The sequence below is a fragment of the Flavobacterium sp. genome (genome assembly GCF_965277525.1).
Taxonomy (GTDB): domain Bacteria; phylum Bacteroidota; class Bacteroidia; order Flavobacteriales; family Flavobacteriaceae; genus Flavobacterium.
The window spans coordinates 1,434,679-1,453,515 of record NZ_CBDIDC010000005.1 but is presented as its reverse complement, the minus strand read 5'-3'; the positions used below and the strand labels follow the sequence as shown (position 1 = coordinate 1,453,515).

The window sequence follows — 18,837 nt, the reverse complement described above, 5'->3', positions numbered from 1 at the left end:
TATAATTGATATTAATTATTGTTTGAAATGATGAAATAATGCGATAATTACGAAAAGTGCCGGTACTACAACTGCAAACCCGTAACCCACTTTACTTAAAAATCTGGAATATTTATTGTGCATCCCCATTGATTGAAGAGATGAACCGAATCCGTGCCAAAGGTGAAATCCTAAAAGGATAAAAGACACACAGTACAATGCTGTACGAACCGGGCTTTGAAATTTATGAACTAATTCGCCATAATACCTTGTAGCATCCGGTGCTGTACCTGCAATATATTTATAGGTAACTTCAGGAAACCAAAAATCGTAAAAGTGCAATCCTAAGAAAGCTAAAATAACCAATCCAGAAATAATCATATTTCTAGAACTCCATGAAGCATTAGCAGCTCCGTTGTATTTTGCATAAGCAATTGGTCTTGCAGCGCTATTTTGTGCAGTCAATACGAATCCCATTACGAAATGGAAAATTACTCCGATTGCCAAAACAGGTTGCATTACATATTGAATTAGCGGATTGTACCCCATAAAGTGAGATGCTTCGTTAAAAACATCTTTACTAATAATAGAAATAAAATTTAAGGAAACATGCAGCGCTAAAAACGTGATTAAGAATATTCCCGAAAGGGCCATAGCCACTTTCTTTAAGATGGAAGCATTCAATAGTGCAGATTGTGCCATAATTGTTTAAGTAGTTTGTTTTAAAAAATTATACAAAAATAAAGCAATTAGACATGAACTACAACCATTTCGTTGTTATTTATAATCATTTTAAAGAGCTTTCTAAGATATTATTGCAAATTATTTAAAAACAAGAAAATAGATTTTTTTCACGAGCCATTTTAACAAATTCCTGGTTTATATATAATTACTAAATTGTTATTTTTTGCAGGTTTTTGATTTGTTTTCCTCAAAAATAAAGTCTTCAGCGATTTTATTGAGTTAAAACAAGTGAATTTTAATAGCATAATTTTACCTTTATCGGCTTGAAAAAAAATCAGAATGAAAACAGGAATTGACGCTATCTCTTTTGACGTAGCCAACATACATTTACCCATAAAAACTTTGGCTATTGCCAGAAATATCGAACCCGAAAAACTAGAAAAAGGTCTCGGATTAATCAAAATGACTTTACCGGACGTTCATCAGGATGCCGTTGTGTTTGGAGCAAATGCTTTGACTAAACTTATTACTGATAACAATATAAATCTAAACGAAATTAGCCGGATTTATGTGGGTACAGAAAGCGGAATCGACAGTTCGAAACCCATTAGTTCTTTCTTAATCAGTTTGATGGAACAAAAATTCGGCGAAGATTCTTTGGCTGAATGTGATGTTGTCGATTTTACATTTGCTTGTATTGGCGGCGTTGACGCTTTGCAAAACTGTATTGATTTTGTAAAACTAAATCCAAACAAAAAAGCCATTGTAGTAACTACTGATTTTGCCAAATACGATTTAAACTCTACCGGAGAATATACGCAAGGCGCCGGAGCTATTGCAATGTTAGTAACTTCGAACCCCAGAATTATTGCTTTTGATGAAAATTGGGCAACGAGTACAAAAGGGGTTTTTGATTTTTTCAAACCTTACAGAACTATCTCAAAAGAACAGATTGCGCAAAACGAGAACAATGATCCTTGGTTTGATAATCTGGAAGCCGAAATTGAGATTCACAAAGATCAACCGGTTTTTGACGGACAATATTCGAACCAGTGTTATATGGATCGTACGCGTAATGCTTACTTTTCATTCAAAAAATTAAAAAACACATCCGAAACTTTATACAAAACCTGGAACAGCATTATTATGCACCTTCCTTATTCTTTTCAGGGACGCAGAATGTTATCTGAAATTTATGCTTTAGATCACGCTGATAAAATTATTTCAGAAAATATTGAACCGGCAGATTATCAGACTAAAATTAAAGAAGTTGGAAAATCTGATGAATACAGAAAGTTCGTTACAGAGAAATTACAACCTGCAGAATTGGCTTCGTCTTTAATAGGAAATCTTTATACAGGTTCTATTTTCATGGGACTTTTATCGACTTTAGCTCATTATTATGATACAAAACAAGAAGTTGCCGGAACTAAATTTGGTTTCCTTGCTTATGGAAGTGGATCTAAATCAAAAGTTTTCGAAGGAACAATTCAACCGGAATGGCAATCGGCTTTAGCCAAAACCAAACTTTTTGAAAATCTGGAAGAAAGCATAGAAATTGATTTTGAAACTTATGAAAGCCTTCACAAAAAAGAACAAAAACAAAGTATCAGAACTCCTAAAAACGAATGGATTTTAGATCGAATCGAAAAAGAAATTCCGAATTTGATTGGAGCGAGATATTATAAATGGATTGGATAACTTCCAAATTTTGAAATCCCAAATTCCAATAAAAGCTTAAAAACCGCAGCAGAACTGCTCCGGTTTTTAAGCTTTTTCATTCTCCACTACTTTCCTTTCGTTCCTAAAAAGCAACAAACCCAATCCCACAACAAAAATCACACAACTCAACAACATATAAATTCCATTTTTCAAAACAAAAAACGAAAAACCTATTGCAGGCGCTGAAAGAATAACCATTAATGAACTTACAGTATTTGTTTTGATAAAATTAAAAGCATGTACCGCCAAACCAACAAAAAGCAACGAAGGGCCAACAACTACAAATGGATAAAGAATAGAAGGCGTATTACTGATTTGATTACTTAAAGCTTCTTTGCCAACATCATCGTTACCAAAACTCCACATTATAAAATCGATTGTACAAAGACCAATATGAGCAATAACACCTAAAATAGTTAGAATTGAGGCTACCAAACTCAGTATGCTTTTAGGAAAAACAGCATTGAAAAATAGCATTAAACATGCTCCAGTTAAGTTAAACCAATGCGCAAAATCGATTGGTAGTTGAAAGTCCGGTAAAACTTTTGAAAAGAATAAATAACTGATCAGTAAAAATAATAATCCGAGAAGGCAAAGCTGTTTTGTTGTCATAATTAATTTTTTAAATTGATGAGACAAAACTAACAAGAGAATCTCCCGGAAACTCTCATTTTATGGGCTTTGGTACAAAACTATCGGTTTTAGGTACGGAATTATAATGCCAATAAAGCTTCTTTATAATTTTTAGAAACAGGAAGCTCTATTTGAGTTAAAATAAGGGTATTTTGATTTCTCCAGGATTTAAAATGCACAGGATTTATTAAATGAGAACGATGTATTTGCATTAAAAAAGAAAAATCTTCCTGCACTTTTTTGAGTGATGTGCGAAGTAGTTTTGAGGTAAGTTTACCATTTTCAACATAAAAAATTTCGACATAATTTTGAGCGCCTGAAACACAAACCAGATCTTCTTTTTTGATTTTTAAAACATCTAACCTATTTTCTCCTCTAAATAGTAACACATCCTCTTTTAGCGGAATTAACTTAATCAAATATCTTCTTGCCAGAATAATTACGGGAGTCAAAATTAAAGCAACTTTTATAAATATTATCGAAAAGAATTCTGAAAAATTATAACCGCCATTTAGAATTGGACTTTTATAAAAGGTAAAAACTCCAATTAAATATATCAAATAAAAAAGAGAAATGGCTGTTATTTCTAAAACAATATTCCACTTTCCAATTCTTTTATAAAAGTTTTCTTGAATAATAGCTAAAAAAGCATAACATAAAAATGCCACTATGCTAAAACCAAAACTAATTAAAAACCAGGCTCTAAAATTTATAGTACCGTCGTCGAAAGGTTTTATGATAAAAGCAAAAACAAATAACCAGACACCAATTAGCAAACCAACTATTAAATGATGTTTTATGTTCGGGTTTAATTCTTTCATCTTTTTTAAGGTAATTATTAATGTACAATATTAAACTTTAATCTTACTTTCTTTAAATAAGAATCACGAGTTTTTGAGATATTTTCGAAATGAGCAATTAAAATAAAAACACAAAAAACAAGAAGATTGCAGATTGTTAAAAAAATCAATTAAAACCTCAAAGCTTTTTTTTGTAAGTATTTGTCTAAAAATAATTTGTATTTTTATCAAACTAATATCCAAAAAACTTATACACTAGGAAAATCAAAAAACAAATTACCTATGAAAAACTTACAAAATTTATCAAACCTACAAAAATTATCAAAAGAAGAATTGAAATCAATTAATGGTGGTGGCATTGGCTCAACCTGCGAACCATGGCCGCTATGTGAGGGTGAAGAAAAAACTCTTATAGGCACAAACTCATGTGGTTGGTATATATACCAGACATCAGGAAAAGGTCGCTGTATGGAATATGGATTATCATAACACATAATCCTCAATTTATTAAAACTGCTATCTTGTCGATAGCAATTTTTTTATGTTCAATTTTTTCATCACCGGAAACCTTACTTATAAATCGTAAACTTATTATGCGTTAAGCCAAAACCAAGATTTTCGTAAATCAACACGTTTTCTACCCGTCTTTTATTGGTGGTTACTTCTATACTTTTCAGGTTATTTTGATCGGCATACTGCATGATTTCATTTATTAATTGTCTTCCAATGCCTTTGCCGCGATGATTTTGATCAATAAAAAACTCCTGAATTTCGCCAACCAAACCGCAATGATGCAGGAGGTTTTGTGTATGAAAACTAATAAGTCCTACACCTTCATTTTCATTTTCTGCGAGTAGATATAAATTCTTTGGGTTCGAAATATTTTCATTGAAAATTTTCCTGAAAACTTCAAAATCTAAAATTTCATTTTCGAGTTCACAAATTGACTGGTAAACAAAATCAAAATCTTGTTTTCCTACTTTTCTAATGTTGATATTTAACCCCATAAACCTATAAATCAAAACGTTAATTTATTAATACATTCGAGAAAGAGCGACACTTCTATTACCAATCTTTTCAAGATCTGCTAACCATTCAATTGCAATAAATTTTGAACAATCATTTTCCAATTCGTTAGCCCAGTCAATTAAAATAGTAGCTCCATTGTTTTTAATTTCATTCTTAGCAAATTGATATGTTTTATCAAAATATGCAGCTCCTTCTCCCCTAAGGTCAAAAGATACATATTTTGTTTTTGAAAAAACTGCACATAATGAAAGTCGTTTTCTCTCACTGTTATCAAGATTTTTCACCTTGTCTTTTTTAGTAAAATTATCGATTTCGAAAATTCTTGAAACTGAATTTTTTAGATTTGCATTCCTTTTCAAATATCTGCCCACACTCGTCGGATTAAATATTCTTTTTAGTGCTGATTCTTCGATTGGTGCTGCAAAAGTCAACGGCTTTATTATTTTTACATTCTCATGATATGCTTTTCCTGCAAAAATAGCCACCAATTGCGCTTTCATTTCGTCAAAATGGAAACCTCCTTCTAAATAAATAATAACCAATTCTCCTTCTCTTAATTCAAATGGCGGTATAAAATAATGATATGTCCTTATTCCTTTACTTTCTATTATAAGTTCTTTCATAACATCTTTATAAATAATCATTCAACTCAAGACGCTCAAATTTAACTTTATATTTCTGAACATAATTATTCCATTCCTCTTTTTGATTTTCATTGTTATAAATGGATGAAGCATATTTTACTATTTCTTCACTAAAATGATTTCCAAAAACAGCGTCAAGATTATTTATTCCGGAATCAATTACGCGCTTTAAAATAAATAATTTATCTTTTCCGTTTTCTTTACAAACCTTGTCGAGCCATAATCCTTTACCTATTTTTACATATTCTTCAAGTAAACTTTCTGTAATAAATTCAGAAGGAACATCGTTGATATTTGGCTCATGTTTACCGTTTTTGAATGTCGTTAAAATCAGTTCTTCAGAATAAAATTCAACCGGAATCAACGAAATCAATGTTCCGCTTTTGGCTGCTTTTAAACAAAGTTCTTTTGTTATAAACTCATCCGGTATTTTCTGAATCGCAAATCCATCTTTATCAACTACTCTCTCGCAAAGTTCAGCCGTAATAAATTCCGGATTAACATATGGCAACGCATGAAAGGTTTTATTCAATGCCAACTCACACAATTCTATATTCTTAAATTGAGGCGGAACTAACTTTAAATCCCTATAATTTGACATTACTCGTTTCTGCCAATATTCAGACGTTTTTGCAGGTGGATTATTTTGTTTTAAAATGAGTTCTCCGTTTTCTAACTCGCGCTTTAATTCTTCGAGAGTTTCTATTAACGGATTATCGAGATGTTTTCGCAATTCGACTGAGATAATATCCTCATCAAGATCCTCATCATATTCGCAATCATTTTTTGGGTCGAAATCATTTGCTCTGTCATTATAATAAAACAAGTCATTTTTTCGCTCTGCAAAATTGGCATTATGATCTTCTACAATAAAAACAGGAGCTTCGATAACACCCGAGCATTTAAAATTTCCGTGATTATACGAAGTCATCACCACTTCTTTGGCTGTAACATTACCTTCTATTTCGACATGTGAACCACCTAATAACAAACTCTGACAGGTAACATTTCCTTTAATAAAAACATAAGGTCCGTAATCGCCTTCGGCATTTATGATGGTTCCGTTTGTGAAGCAATTTCCGTTTATTAAAATCCCTTCGATTCTTATTTTTTCGATTTCCTTTAATGACAGATTTAATAAATTCGAAAGCCATTTTTTCTCTTTCTCTTCATAAAGATCTAAATAAAAGTTGCCTTCAAAATTTACATCTTTGTCTGAAACTAAAAAGAAATCCTGATCGTCCCATTCTTCAAAATAATCAAATCCTTCGTGGTCGATTAGAAATGGATATTGTATTTTGACTTCTCTTATGGTTGTTAGTTTGAAATTTGGATGCTGCATTTTATTTTTATTAATCGAAATTGATTTTTTTTTCTACTATCAAGATTACACAATTCTACTATCAAAATCAACAATAGTCAGAAAAATTGTATTTTTACAATCGAGAAAACAATTTACAAAATGTATCGCACAAGCAAATACTTGTTTTCTACCAAAACAAAAAATGTAAAAGAATTTTAAATATCTTTGAACTATGAGCACAGATACAAAACCAAAACATATTGGGCGCAACATTAGCCGAATTAGAGAGCTTAAAAACATGAAACAAGAAGCGCTTGCTTTTGCAATTGGCGTAAGTCAGCAAACCATCTCTAATATTGAAGGAAGCGAAAGCGTTGATGACGAAAAACTAAAAGCGATTGCCGACGCTCTGGGCGTACCTGCTGATGTAATCAAGAATTTCTCAGAAGAAGCTGTTTTTAATATTATTGGAAATACTATAGAAATCGAAAATAATAACGGTTCTGCAATTAGTTATAATTGTACTTTTAATCCATTAGATAAACTTCTTGAAGCTTTTGAGGAGAATAAAAAACTTTATGAAAGATTGCTTCAGGCTGAAAAAGAGAAAGCTGCTTATTTGGAAAAATTATTGAGGGAGAAATAATAATTTTGTGAAAAATATATTTATAGAAAAACCGAAGTTTTTGATGCTTCGGTTTTTTTATGGTTATTTTTTTATTTCTTAACTGACTCCATTTTTTTTATTTTAGCCTTTAGCATTTTTAATTCTTGTTCCTGTTTCTCACCTCTCTTATTTTGCTTTTCCAGTTTTTTGTTCTGCTCAATCGTATATAAAGTCAACTCTTCTATTTTTTGTAACAGCTTCATCTGAAATTCTTTCATTTCAAGTCCGTTTGCAATCATTTCTTTTTCTGAAGCAATTTCTGGAAGGTGTTTATTTCGAGTTACAAATTCTTCCAATTTATTCAAATCCATCAATTTGTAATCATCATTAAAAACAAAATCACACCCCCCCAGTAAATCAACTTTTATCTCTTTTGCTCTAATTGTACCGCAAACATCTAGTTTGTAAGCTGGATTAACTGTCCCAATTCCAACGTTTCCTCCATTTGGCTGTATGATTGTACCGCTTTTCCCAAAATTAGTTCCCCCATCAATAATAATACCTGTATCAAAAGCTATTTTTAACTGTTGAAAATTTGGCCCATTCCAACCTCCACTCGTTCTATATATTCCATAAGATAAAGGAGATATTTTGTACCAGGTAATTCCATCGGGAACATCTCGCCCATCATCAACATTATTAAAATTTATCGAATTATGTAATTCGTAAGTTTGTGCAGTCATGAGCTGAAATAAAGTCAGCATACAAAAAATAAATAAATTTTGAATTCTCATTTTCAGGATAATAGTTTTTAATAATTATTTTTTTTTAATATAAAATGAGAAACATTTGATTTTAAAGAACTTTATGCTTTCATTTTTATATTAAATGCTAAAGTAGTATTTCAATTGATATATTTTAATTAAATTCAAACATATTCTTACTAAATCTAATGCGTAAGGGATAGAGGCGGTATTGTTTTATTTTTCCCGATAGCTATCGGGACGGAATAAAAGATATAACCGAAAGCCCGACCCGTAGGGACACGCCCAAAAGCTTATCAATCTTTGTAGAGTTACTTTCGGAGATTTCTCTCCCGAAGCTTAGGGATCAAAATGACAATATTGGGTTAGATGTAATAAAACCAAGATAAATAAATCTGCTCAATCTGCGAGAGTAAAAACTTCAAACAAATAAGAAAACTTTAATAAATCAATCATACGTCACTTCTTCAAAAATCACTAATTTTGAAATTCGAAGTTCAAAAACGAAATAATTATGAAATATCATCAAATAAACAGCGCTCTTTTTGTAAAAAATCGCAGAAAATTCACGGCAGAAATGAAACCTAACAGTGTTGCCGTTTTCAACTCAAATGACATTTATCCGGTTAGTGCTGATAGTACTTTGCCATTTGCGCAACACAGGGATATTTTTTATCTGAGCGGTGTAGATCAGGAAGAAAGTATTTTGCTTTTGTTTCCGGATGCGCCGTATGAAAATCAAAAAGAAATGCTTTTCCTGAAAGAAACCAGCGAACATATCGCAATTTGGGAAGGTGAAAAACTGACAAAAGAACGTGCTTTTCAGGTTTCAGGTATCAGAACTGTTTATTGGTTGCAGGATTTTCATAAAGTTTTGAACGAAATGATGACGTATGCGGATACGATGTACATTAACACAAACGAACATTACCGCGCAACAGTTGAAACTGAAACTCGCGAAGCTCGTTTTGTAAAATGGTGGAAAGAACGTTATCCTGCTCACAATGTGGCAAAAAGCAACCCAATTTTGCAACGTATTCGCTCTGTAAAAGAAAGCGAAGAAATCGATTTGATTCAGCATGCTTGTGACATTACAGAGAAAGGTTTCCGTAGATTATTATCGTTTGTAAAACCAAATGTTACCGAATATGAAATCGAAGCTGAACTGGTTCACGAATTTATCCGTAACCGTTCTAAAGGTTTTGCTTATACACCAATTATTGCTTCGGGAAATAATGCTAACGTTTTGCATTACATCGAAAACAATCAACAATGTAAAGCCGGCGATTTAATTTTACTGGATGTTGCGGCAGAATATGCGAATTATTCAAGCGATATGACGAGAACAATTCCGGTTTCTGGAAAATTCTCAGATCGTCAAAAAGCAGTTTACAATGCTGTTTTGAGAGTAAAAAACGAAGCTACAAAAATGTTGGCTCCGGGAACGCTTTGGAAACAATATCATATCGAAGTAGGTAAAATCATGACATCTGAATTACTTGGTTTAGGTTTAATTGACAAAGCCGATGTTCAGAACGAAAATCCGGAATGGCCAGCTTACAAAAAATATTTCATGCATGGAACTTCTCACCACATGGGGCTTGACACGCACGATTATGGTTTGCTACACGAACCTATGAAAGCTAACATGGTTTTTACTGTTGAACCTGGAATATATATTCCGGCAGAAGGTTTCGGAATCCGTCTGGAAGACAACGTTGTGGTTCAGGAAAAAGGAGAACCTTTTAACCTGATGCGCAATATTCCGATTGAAGTTGATGAAATCGAAAGTTTGATGAATTCTTAAGAAGGAAGAAAATAGAAGAAAGAGTATAGAATCAAGATACGGCTAACAGAAATGTTGGCCGTCTTTTTTTTGAATTAAAGTTTAAAAAATTCGCCACGAATTTCCCGAATTTTCACTAATTATTATTCATTTTTATTTCACTTATAAAAAATACGATTAAAATTCGTGCAATTCAATTTTTGAAGTTGCCTTTGATTCGCGTAAATTTGTGTAATTCGTGGCGAAAGAAATTTAATTTTCGTCGACAAACCTTAAAACACTATTTTGAAAACTCTTTTATATAAAAATACCAAGATTTCTTATTCTGATTCAGGTCAGGGAACTGCAATTGTTTTGCTTCACGGCTTTCTTGAAAACAAAAAAATGTGGAAGGATTATGTTGCTCTTTTCTCTGAAAAACATCAGGTTATTACGATCGACTTATTAGGGCATGGCGAGTCTGATTCTTTGGGATATGTGCATTCTATGGAAGAGAATGCCAATGTTGTTCAGGAAATTTTAAAACATTTAAAGATTGAAAAAGCCACAATTGTGGGTCACTCTATGGGCGGTTATGTTGGTTTGGCTTTCGCCGAATTATTCCCGAAGAACATCAATAAATTGGTTCTGCTAAATTCTACATCAAAAGCAGACAGTCACGAGAAAAAAATAAACCGAAATCGCGCTATAAAAGCGGTAAAACAAAATTATGTCAACTTTGTAAGTCTTGCTATTGGTAACTTATTCAGCGAAAACAACAGAACCAGATTGACTGAAGAAATTGAAGAAGCAAAGATACAGGCTTTAAAAACGCCTTTGCAAGGAATCGTAGCTTCGCTTGAAGGAATGAAAATACGAAAAGACAGAGAATCGCTTTTACGAAAAAATCTATTTCCTGTTTTATTGATTTTAGGCAAAAAAGATCCTGTTTTAAATTACGAAGAAAGCATTTCTCAAATCGAAAATACAACTGCAAAACTGGTTTCTTTTGATGATGGACATATGAGCCAGATTGAAAACAAAGAAGAATTAAAGACTATATTATTAGATTTCTTCAAATAAATCAGAAAGTATAAAAATCAAAAAAGGCCGTTCAAAAAATTTTTGAAACGGCCTTTCCTCATTATTGGGGGCAAAAATTATAGTTTTGAAATAATGTCTTTTTTGAATTTAGACAAAGTAGCTCTTGTTAATCCAAGATTTGCCTTTGTTGAATCAACAGCTAAATAAATAAAATATTTACCATCTTCAGATACATCTATAATGTGTATTTGATCTGTTAGTGTAATTAAGATATCATTGATTTTTTGATCTAATCCTAAAGCTTTAATAGCGCTTAATTTTGCTTTTACAACTTCTAGATTATAAGCAGATGCTAATTCCGGGTCAAAATTTGGATTTAAAGAAAGGGAAGAATAAGACATTCCGGTTTCAACTTCAGTTATTGAAACAGCAATAAATCCGTTAATATTTTCTTTTAAATCGTTTTGAAAATTCTGTAAAAAATCTGACATGTTTTAATTGTATTTAAATTAATTGTTAAAAACGGTATCCATCTTGCGTAACAAAAGTCCCATTTTACTTATATCTTTAGAAAGTAGCGCAACGCAGTTGTCTGACTCATCTTTATTAGCCACCACAATACCCTCTTTGTTCTTAATCATTACTTGTTTAAGATCTCCATTATTAACATCTTCAGACATCTCTAAGCACATTTTCAAGATCATTCCAATCATCGCCGCTACATTCCCGTCATACTCTAAATTAACCGATTCGAGCAAGATGCCATCTATGTTAAAACTCAATCCGGATTCAGCTCCGGTTTCCTCTACAAGTGTATTTAAATCAATCATATTGCTATTGTATCATTTTTAAGAAGGGTCAAAGATATTTTAATAAACAGAATTGTCCGATAAACACTTGTTAAAAAAAACACACACGTAACCATTTGAACCACTTTTATTTATACGATAGTGTTTCTTAATTATTAAAATAAACTTTGTAAAAAACGTTAATAAAAAAAGAAGATTTATCTAAAAAAATAACTTTCTGTTTCAGATATCTTAAATATTATTTTAACATTTATTACAAATCTTCTTTACAGGAAGTTTTTCATAGCTTTGCACAAAAAAATGAACGAAATGAAAACTGTTGACGAAGTACGTTTTGACCTGAATGTAAAATTGATGAAATTTAGAAGATTTCGTTTTGAAAACGGAAGCATAAATAATCCAAACGTGCAAGAGCAAGCAAAAAAAGGTTTTTTTAAAAAGATCTTTAGCTAAAAAATATTTACAATAAAGCTGAACTAGTAAGATACCCTTTATCTACAAGTTCAGCTTTTTCTTTGATATAGTGCGACTTACCATCTTTCATCAAAAGCAATCGAGTCGAAATTTTGATTACATTTTGATAATTGTGATCCGTAATGACAATTCCTTTTCTGTGCGAATTTACTTTTATCAATTCATTCACCACATCTACCATCACAGGAGACAATCCGTTATAAGGTTCATCCAGCAAAACAAACTTTGAGGGGTTAAAAAGCACTATTTTGATTTCGAGGTATCGCAATTCTCCACTAGACAGATGATCTATCTTTTTATTTAGAATTGACTGAATAAATTTATCCTTACAGAAAAACGTTATCTTTTGTTTATCGATCGATAATGAAATCGCCTTTTTTACAGACAAATGATTTGGGATGAATTGCTCCTGCGATAAATAACTAATCTCATTGCATAAATTATTTTCATTGTTTTTCGACACAGAATCAATCCTAATACACTTATTTGGAGCTGATACAATTCCGAAAATAATTTTCAGCAAAGTTGATTTTCCAGAACCATTTCTTCCTAATAAACCAATAATTTCAGACGTTTCACATTTCAGATAAACATCTGAAAGAATTACTCTTTCGCCAAACTTTTTTTGAATTCCGTCAACTTCTAAAATGTGCTTTTTCAAAATAGGCTTTTTATTAAAAAAGTAATTAAACCGATAAAAATCGTCGTACAGAAAGTCAAAAGATAACTGCAAGCTAAAAGGAGTATTTTCGAAATTCCGTTATTCGAATAAAACAGATAATCGTTTTTACGGTATAATTCCTTAAAACCAATACTCATCAGAAAGCCAAAGCTTAAAAAGACCACAAAGAAGTAATCAAAGCCAGTCAGTAAAACAGCAATAGCACAAACTGATAAGTTGATCACTAAAGTGGTTTTGAAAAATTCAAAAATGTTATTTAACTTTCTGATAGCCTAATTTATTTTTTCCTCAAATGGAATATTAACATTAAAAATTTCAGTCAGTAATAGTACAATTTCTTCAAGATAATTATTCAAAATTTCTCTTGTTACAGTAATATCCAACTCTTTGTCCTCTTTAAACCCAAAAGGAAGAAAACCGGATTTTAGGTTTTTAAACGAAATAATTCCAACTTCGATAGGTAAACCAGCCGCTTCGTTTTCAAACATAAACGCATAAGCGAGGACCTGAATGATTTTATCGTTTTTAAGATCTTGTGTCAAACCGTTCCATGACTTAAGCACAACATTCGTTTTCTCTACTTTTCCTGTCTTATAATCGATGATTCTAATTTTTCCGTTGCGTAGTTCAATTCTATCGACATTTCCTTTAATTAAGACCGGAAATGGCAAATTAGGATGAATGAGTTCACGCTCGTATGTTTTTTCTAAAGCTATAATTTTAATAGCATCTCCATTTTTGACAGACTCTAATTCCATTTTCAAGAAATTAGAAACATTACGTTTTGCCACTTCAAAAGCCAAAAGATTACGCCCTTTTTTAATTTCGCCTTCTTTATAAATTACTTTAAATTGCCTCAGAACTTCATCATCCAACAATTTAAAACAATTTTGAATATCAGTTTCCGAAATAAATTTTCCAACAAAAGGATCATACAATGCTTTTAAAGTTTCATGAATGATTGTCCCCAGTGTATTTAAAGCTATATTCTCTTCTACTTCTTCAACCTCCCGAATACGTAGAATCTTTTGAAAATAAAACTCAAACGGGTTTCGAATATAACTCGTCAAAGCTGAAGGCGAAAAGCCTGCAATTGCAATTTCCCTTAAGCGTTCCATTACAGCATCAGATTTCGGAACCAGCATTGGCTCATATGCGGTTGTCGGCAAAACAGGATTGTAAATATCAAAAGTAAGATTGTGCTTCGACTGCTTCTCAACTTCTAACTGCGTAATAAAACGACTTCGTTCACCGGCATCCAATCCATCATTTTCGGTATTATAAATGAGATAAATATTCTTGGCTCTTTGCAGTAAATGATAAAAGTGATAGGTATAAATAGCATCTTTTTCTTTAAAAGTTGGCAAACCTAATTCTCTTTTGACATCATAAGGAATAAAGGAATTTTGAGATTTTCCGGCAGGAAACTTTCCTTCGTTCATAGAAGTTACAATTACGGTATCAAAATCCAGAACACGACTTTCAAGCACTCCCATTATTTGTAATCCATGAAGTGGCTCCCCTTCAAAAGAAACCTCTGCAACGTCAATAATTTGCTTATAAATAGCATGCAAAGTATCAATATTATCAATATGCTTATGCTGTGAATAATAATTAATCAACTTATTAATTACTTTAAAAACAGCAAAAACAAAAGCTTTTGCAATTTTCTCCTCTTCATTATCATTACTGAAATTCTCTTTTATCAAAAGCAAAAGTGCCGATACATTTTCGAGCACAGCAATTGATCCATTTTCCCATTTCTGAAACAGCAAACTAAATAATTGTGATGGATTTGAATTGAGTTCTATAATTCGGTTATGAGTAATAAAAGTATAATTATTCTCTTTTATAATTCTCACTAAGCTTCTCGCATTCGCATAAGGTTCTACTAAGGGATGCGTTAAAATATCAAGCACATCTTTATAATAAAAAACATAACTGTCACCTTTTCGGGAAAGTGCATTGGTATGCATTTTGAATAATTTTGCAATCAATATTTGAGACGGATTATTCTTCCCGGAATATCCCATAGTAATATTCAAACTTCCCACAGATGAGGGTAATGAATACAAGACCGGCATTAATAAGTTTTCTTCGCCAAGCACTATAGCAACTTTATCAAGAGATGTGGTGGGATTTTCATTGATTATATTTTCAATAATACTTCCTGCTAATTTGGCCTGACCAATAGTTTTAGGAGTTCCTATAACCTGAATATTTTTTGACTGAGAAAAATCATCTACAATCCATTCAAAAATATTTGTTTTATAATGTTTCCAACTTTCTTTAAAACGTCGAACAAAAAGTCCCGCATCATGATAAGGATCATTGAGAAACGTTTGATCAACATCCCAATAAATTTTAGCCTGATCAAGTGCTAAAAGATGTTGTACGATTTTTTCTTCAGCAGCATTTAAAGCATTAAAACCTGCAAAAATAAAAGTTCTATTTGAAACAGTATTCGAAAAGTGATTTAGATTATTCACTGCTTCTCTATAAATCAAACCTTGATATCCTATTGATTTATTCAGTAAATGATGGTAGAGTGAATTATAATACAAGGGCAAAAGTTTCCAGAAATCAATATAATTTTCCAGAAGTTTGGTTTTATTTTCAACTTCAATTCCCCATTTTTTGATATCTTCTATATCATTCAAATAAGACAAAACATGAGTTGGATCTAATAAATAGCGATCAATTTCATTAAAATCCTGTAAAAGTGTTTTAGCCCAATTCGCAAACAACTCAAAGGATTGCTGATGTTGTTTTTCAGTTACAGAAAGGTAAACTTCATAAAACTCAAATAAAAGTTCTATCGAGTCTACAGAACGTATTGATGCAACATCTTGTACAAAATCTTCAATACTAACAATTTCAGGAGAAAGAATTGTATTCTTGGTTTCATTTTTTAAAGCTTCAATCAAAAAAACCTTGGCTCTTTTATTAGGCAAAACAATAGTCGTCTCAGCAAGTTTACCCGAATAATCCTGAATTACAACGGTTGCTATTTTTCCGAGAAAAGAAGTATTTATCATTTGATAAAAATAAAAAAAGCCATTCAATTAAGAATGGCTTTTTAGTTTTTATTTAGAAAGTAAATTAGATTTTACCTTGGTATTTAGAACCAATGTGTCTAATTTCTGTTCTTCTGTTTTGTGCTTTACCTGCAGCAGTTTTATTACTTGCAACTGGTTGAGAAGATCCAAATCCTTTAGCAACTAAGTTTTCTGGATTAACACCTCTTTGGATTAATGCATTCATAACAGCGTCAGCTCTTTCTTGAGAAAGTTTGTCGTTGATTTTAGCAGAACCTGTACTATCTGTGTGTCCTTCAATAGAGAATTTCGCGTTTGGATAGTTTTTAAGGATTTCTTTAATAGCATCTAATCTAGCTTGAGTTTCTTTGTCTCCAGTTTTGAAAGTAGCTTTTCCTGTGTTAAAGTAAACTGCTCTAGCTTGAACTTTAAGATCTTCTAAAGCTTCAGAAGTAACTTCAGGACAACCTCTATTGCTAGCAGGACCGTAAACTGTAGGACAATCATCATCTTTATCAGCTACACCATCTTTGTCAGCGTCTAAGAAAGGACAACCACCATTTTCTTTAGGACCAGCAACTGTAGGACATTTGTCATCTTTGTCTGGAACACCATCTCCGTCAGTATCAGGACATCCGTTGAATTGTTTTGGACCAGCAACATCTGGACAAGCATCATCTTTATCAGCAATTCCGTCTCCGTCTCTGTCTGGACAACCGTTTAATGCAGCTAAACCAAATTCAGTTGGACAAGCATCACTAGCGTCAACGATTCCGTCTCCGTCAGTATCAGGACATCCGTTGAATTGTTTTAAACCAGCAACGTCTGGACAAGCATCATCTTTATCGTAGATTCCGTCTCCGTCAGTATCTTTACCTCCGAATTTGAAAACTAGACCAGCAGTGTGTTGAAAGTGAGACACAGCATCTGGAGTTCCAGGAGTAGTAGCAGTTCCATTAGGTTCTTGTCTATCACCACTAACCGCCCATTTGTATCTTGTAGCAAGCTCAAGACCAATAGCATCAGTAAACCAGAAAGTTATTCCAGCACCTGGATTAACTGTTCCAAAACTACTATCGCCAAAGAAAGTATAACCTCCACCAACAGATAACGAAGGATCGATTACTTTAGATTTGATTAATTCCTGGAAGCTATATTTAATAGTAGCATCAATTCCATAATACATCAAATCACCAGGATTAGTTACAACGTTACCTCTTGAATCATGCCCTGGAGCAGTTGGAAGAAAAGTAACATATTTATCAATTTTGTTTACAGAACCTTGTAAACCAATAGAGAAACCACTACCTACGTATCTAGACACACCAATGTAAGATAAAGAAGGAAGAATATTCCAGTTGTCTTTTGCAGCGAATGGCTGAGAAAAGTGTTGATCAAAGAAACCACTTCCTGCACCAGAACTGGTTCTAGTGTCAACGGCATTAACTCCAAAAGAGATAGCCCATGGATTGTTACTGTCTTGTGCGTGAGAACTTAAACCCATCACCATCATCACAGCAACTAAAAGTTTGTTAAGATGTTTCATACTTAATTTTTTTTAATTACAATTTAGTTAATTACAAGCAAAAGTAACACCAAATTTTTTAAATACAAAATGAAATGTTAAAAAAAACCTACAAAAATTCCTTCAAGTGGAAATTATATAACTTTTAACATCTGTCCGACAACTATAAATGCCTCTATAGCTCTATCTAAGTGCTCTTTGGTATGTGCAGCCGACAATTGAACCCTAATTCTCGCTTTTTCTTTTGGCACGACCGGAAAGAAGAATCCGATTACATAAATACCTTGTTTTAAAAGCTCATCAGCCATTTTCTGCGACAATTTAGCATCATATAACATCACCGGAACGATTGCCGAATCTCCGTCAATTATATCAAAACCGGCTTTTTTCATTCCTTCCTTAAAATAATTCGTATTCCACTCTAATTTATCACGTAGGGAAGTGTCTTTTTCTAATAATTCGAAGACTTTTATCGAAGCCCCCACAATAGCCGGCGCCAACGAATTCGAAAACAAATATGGTCTTGAACGCTGACGTAATAATTCTATAATTTCTTTTTTGGCCGTTGTATAACCTCCCATTGCTCCACCAAGTGCTTTACCCAGGGTACCGGTTATAATATCAACTCTACCCATAACACCTTTTGCCTCAAGCGTACCTTTACCAGTTGCACCAATGAATCCGGCAGCATGACACTCATCCACCATAACCATTGCATCGTACTTATCTGCCAAATCACAAATTTTATCTAAAGGAGCAACAACACCATCCATTGAGAAGACTCCATCAGTAACAATTAATTTAAAACGAGCTCCCGCTTCATTTGCTCTAATCAATTGCTGCTCTAAATCTTCCATATTGCTATTTTCATAACGATAACGAGCTGCTTTACACAAACGTACGCCATCGATAATCGAAGCATGATTTAAACTATCTGAAATAATTGCATCATTTTCTCCCAATAAAGGCTCAAAAACACCACCATTTGCATCAAATGCTGCCGCATACAGAATTGTATCTTCCGTACCATAAAAATCAGCAATCTTTTTCTCTAAAGTTTTATGAATGTCCTGAGTTCCACAAATAAAACGCACTGATGACATTCCGAAACCATGAGTATCCATAGCGTCTTTTGCGGCCTGGACCACTTCAGGATGCGATGAAAGCCCTAAATAGTTGTTCGCACAAAAATTCAATACTTTTTCTCCGGTCGAAATAGTAATTTCAGCATCTTGTGCAGAAGTTATTATTCGTTCTTTTTTAAAAATTCCGTTTTCCTCAATAGTTTGCAACTCACTTTGCAAATGTTCTTTTATTTTACCGTACATTTTTATT

General features: G+C 32.6%; 19 protein-coding genes. 6 read left to right on the top strand and 13 right to left on the bottom strand.

The window, feature by feature from the left end; genetic code table 11:
* Positions 1-15: 15 nt before the first annotated feature.
* Positions 16-681 carry a succinate dehydrogenase cytochrome b subunit gene (locus ACQY44_RS14585; RefSeq protein WP_428231054.1) on the bottom strand — a complete coding sequence of 222 codons (666 nt, stop codon included), beginning with the start codon at positions 679-681 and terminating at the stop codon, positions 16-18.
* A 321-nt stretch (positions 682-1,002) separates the two neighbouring features.
* Between ACQY44_RS14585 and ACQY44_RS14580 the strand changes: the two genes are divergently transcribed.
* Entirely contained in the window at positions 1,003-2,364 is a 1,362-nt protein-coding gene (locus ACQY44_RS14580; RefSeq protein ID WP_428231053.1) for a hydroxymethylglutaryl-CoA synthase family protein, read from the top strand.
* Positions 2,365-2,430: 66 nt separating this feature from the next.
* Here the strand turns inward: ACQY44_RS14580 and ACQY44_RS14575 are convergent, their stop codons facing one another.
* Positions 2,431-2,997 carry a hypothetical protein gene (locus tag ACQY44_RS14575; protein WP_428231052.1) on the bottom strand — a complete coding sequence of 189 codons (567 nt, stop codon included), beginning with the start codon at positions 2,995-2,997 and terminating at the stop codon, positions 2,431-2,433.
* A 101-nt stretch (positions 2,998-3,098) separates the two neighbouring features.
* Complete coding sequence (locus tag ACQY44_RS14570) at positions 3,099-3,839, bottom strand: LytTR family transcriptional regulator DNA-binding domain-containing protein (protein ID WP_428231051.1); 741 nt, start codon at positions 3,837-3,839, stop codon at positions 3,099-3,101.
* Between the two features lie 261 nt (positions 3,840-4,100).
* Between ACQY44_RS14570 and ACQY44_RS14565 the strand changes: the two genes are divergently transcribed.
* Positions 4,101-4,307, top strand: coding sequence for a bacteriocin-like protein (locus ACQY44_RS14565; RefSeq protein WP_428231050.1), 207 nt, complete (start codon positions 4,101-4,103; stop codon positions 4,305-4,307).
* Between the two features lie 80 nt (positions 4,308-4,387).
* On the opposite strand, the gene ACQY44_RS14560 is transcribed toward ACQY44_RS14565, so the two are convergent.
* Genes ACQY44_RS14560 through ACQY44_RS14550 form a run of 3 tightly spaced genes read right to left on the bottom strand, consistent with a single transcriptional unit; the run spans position 4,388 to position 6,833 of the window.
* Positions 4,388-4,825, bottom strand: a complete 438-nt coding sequence (locus ACQY44_RS14560; protein ID WP_428231049.1) for a GNAT family N-acetyltransferase — start codon at positions 4,823-4,825, stop codon at positions 4,388-4,390.
* 27 nt (positions 4,826-4,852) lie between these two features.
* Positions 4,853-5,470, bottom strand: a complete 618-nt coding sequence (locus tag ACQY44_RS14555; RefSeq protein ID WP_428231048.1) for a hypothetical protein — start codon at positions 5,468-5,470, stop codon at positions 4,853-4,855.
* A gap of 7 nt (positions 5,471-5,477) precedes the next feature.
* Positions 5,478-6,833 (bottom strand): polymer-forming cytoskeletal protein, encoded by a 1,356-nt coding sequence (locus ACQY44_RS14550; RefSeq protein ID WP_428231047.1) that lies wholly within the window; start codon positions 6,831-6,833, stop codon positions 5,478-5,480.
* 193 nt (positions 6,834-7,026) lie between these two features.
* Between ACQY44_RS14550 and ACQY44_RS14545 the strand changes: the two genes are divergently transcribed.
* Positions 7,027-7,440, top strand: a complete 414-nt coding sequence (locus tag ACQY44_RS14545; RefSeq protein WP_428231046.1) for a helix-turn-helix domain-containing protein — start codon at positions 7,027-7,029, stop codon at positions 7,438-7,440.
* A 71-nt stretch (positions 7,441-7,511) separates the two neighbouring features.
* Here ACQY44_RS14545 and ACQY44_RS14540 read toward each other — a convergent pair whose 3' ends face one another.
* A complete protein-coding gene (locus ACQY44_RS14540) occupies positions 7,512-8,195 on the bottom strand; it encodes a hypothetical protein (RefSeq protein ID WP_428231045.1) in 684 nt (227 codons plus the stop codon).
* A gap of 484 nt (positions 8,196-8,679) precedes the next feature.
* Between ACQY44_RS14540 and ACQY44_RS14535 the strand changes: the two genes are divergently transcribed.
* Together ACQY44_RS14535 and ACQY44_RS14530 are read left to right on the top strand one after the other, a co-directional pair.
* Positions 8,680-9,972 (top strand): aminopeptidase P family protein, encoded by a 1,293-nt coding sequence (locus tag ACQY44_RS14535; RefSeq protein WP_428231044.1) that lies wholly within the window; start codon positions 8,680-8,682, stop codon positions 9,970-9,972.
* Between the two features lie 264 nt (positions 9,973-10,236).
* Complete coding sequence (locus ACQY44_RS14530; RefSeq protein ID WP_428231043.1) at positions 10,237-11,013, top strand: alpha/beta fold hydrolase; 777 nt, start codon at positions 10,237-10,239, stop codon at positions 11,011-11,013.
* 77 nt (positions 11,014-11,090) lie between these two features.
* Here the strand turns inward: ACQY44_RS14530 and ACQY44_RS14525 are convergent, their stop codons facing one another.
* Positions 11,091-11,465 (bottom strand): hypothetical protein, encoded by a 375-nt coding sequence (locus ACQY44_RS14525; RefSeq protein ID WP_428231042.1) that lies wholly within the window; start codon positions 11,463-11,465, stop codon positions 11,091-11,093.
* 18 nt (positions 11,466-11,483) lie between these two features.
* The gene (locus ACQY44_RS14520) at positions 11,484-11,804 is read right to left on the bottom strand and encodes a hypothetical protein (RefSeq protein WP_428231041.1); all 321 of its coding nucleotides are present in this window, start codon (positions 11,802-11,804) and stop codon (positions 11,484-11,486) included.
* 279 nt (positions 11,805-12,083) lie between these two features.
* On the opposite strand from ACQY44_RS14520, the gene ACQY44_RS14515 reads away from it, so the two are divergent.
* Positions 12,084-12,236 (top strand): hypothetical protein, encoded by a 153-nt coding sequence (locus tag ACQY44_RS14515; protein ID WP_428231040.1) that lies wholly within the window; start codon positions 12,084-12,086, stop codon positions 12,234-12,236.
* 7 nt (positions 12,237-12,243) lie between these two features.
* Here the strand turns inward: ACQY44_RS14515 and ACQY44_RS14510 are convergent, their stop codons facing one another.
* The 4 genes from ACQY44_RS14510 to kbl form a co-directional block, all read right to left on the bottom strand.
* Positions 12,244-12,918 (bottom strand): ATP-binding cassette domain-containing protein, encoded by a 675-nt coding sequence (locus tag ACQY44_RS14510; protein WP_428231039.1) that lies wholly within the window; start codon positions 12,916-12,918, stop codon positions 12,244-12,246.
* A 293-nt stretch (positions 12,919-13,211) separates the two neighbouring features.
* A complete protein-coding gene (locus tag ACQY44_RS14505) occupies positions 13,212-15,977 on the bottom strand; it encodes a PD-(D/E)XK nuclease family protein (RefSeq protein ID WP_428231038.1) in 2,766 nt (921 codons plus the stop codon).
* A gap of 64 nt (positions 15,978-16,041) precedes the next feature.
* Positions 16,042-17,523, bottom strand: a complete 1,482-nt coding sequence (locus tag ACQY44_RS14500; RefSeq protein WP_428231037.1) for an OmpA family protein — start codon at positions 17,521-17,523, stop codon at positions 16,042-16,044.
* Positions 17,524-17,636: 113 nt separating this feature from the next.
* Positions 17,637-18,830, bottom strand: coding sequence for a glycine C-acetyltransferase (kbl, locus tag ACQY44_RS14495; protein WP_428231036.1), 1,194 nt, complete (start codon positions 18,828-18,830; stop codon positions 17,637-17,639).
* Positions 18,831-18,837 lie beyond the last annotated feature (7 nt).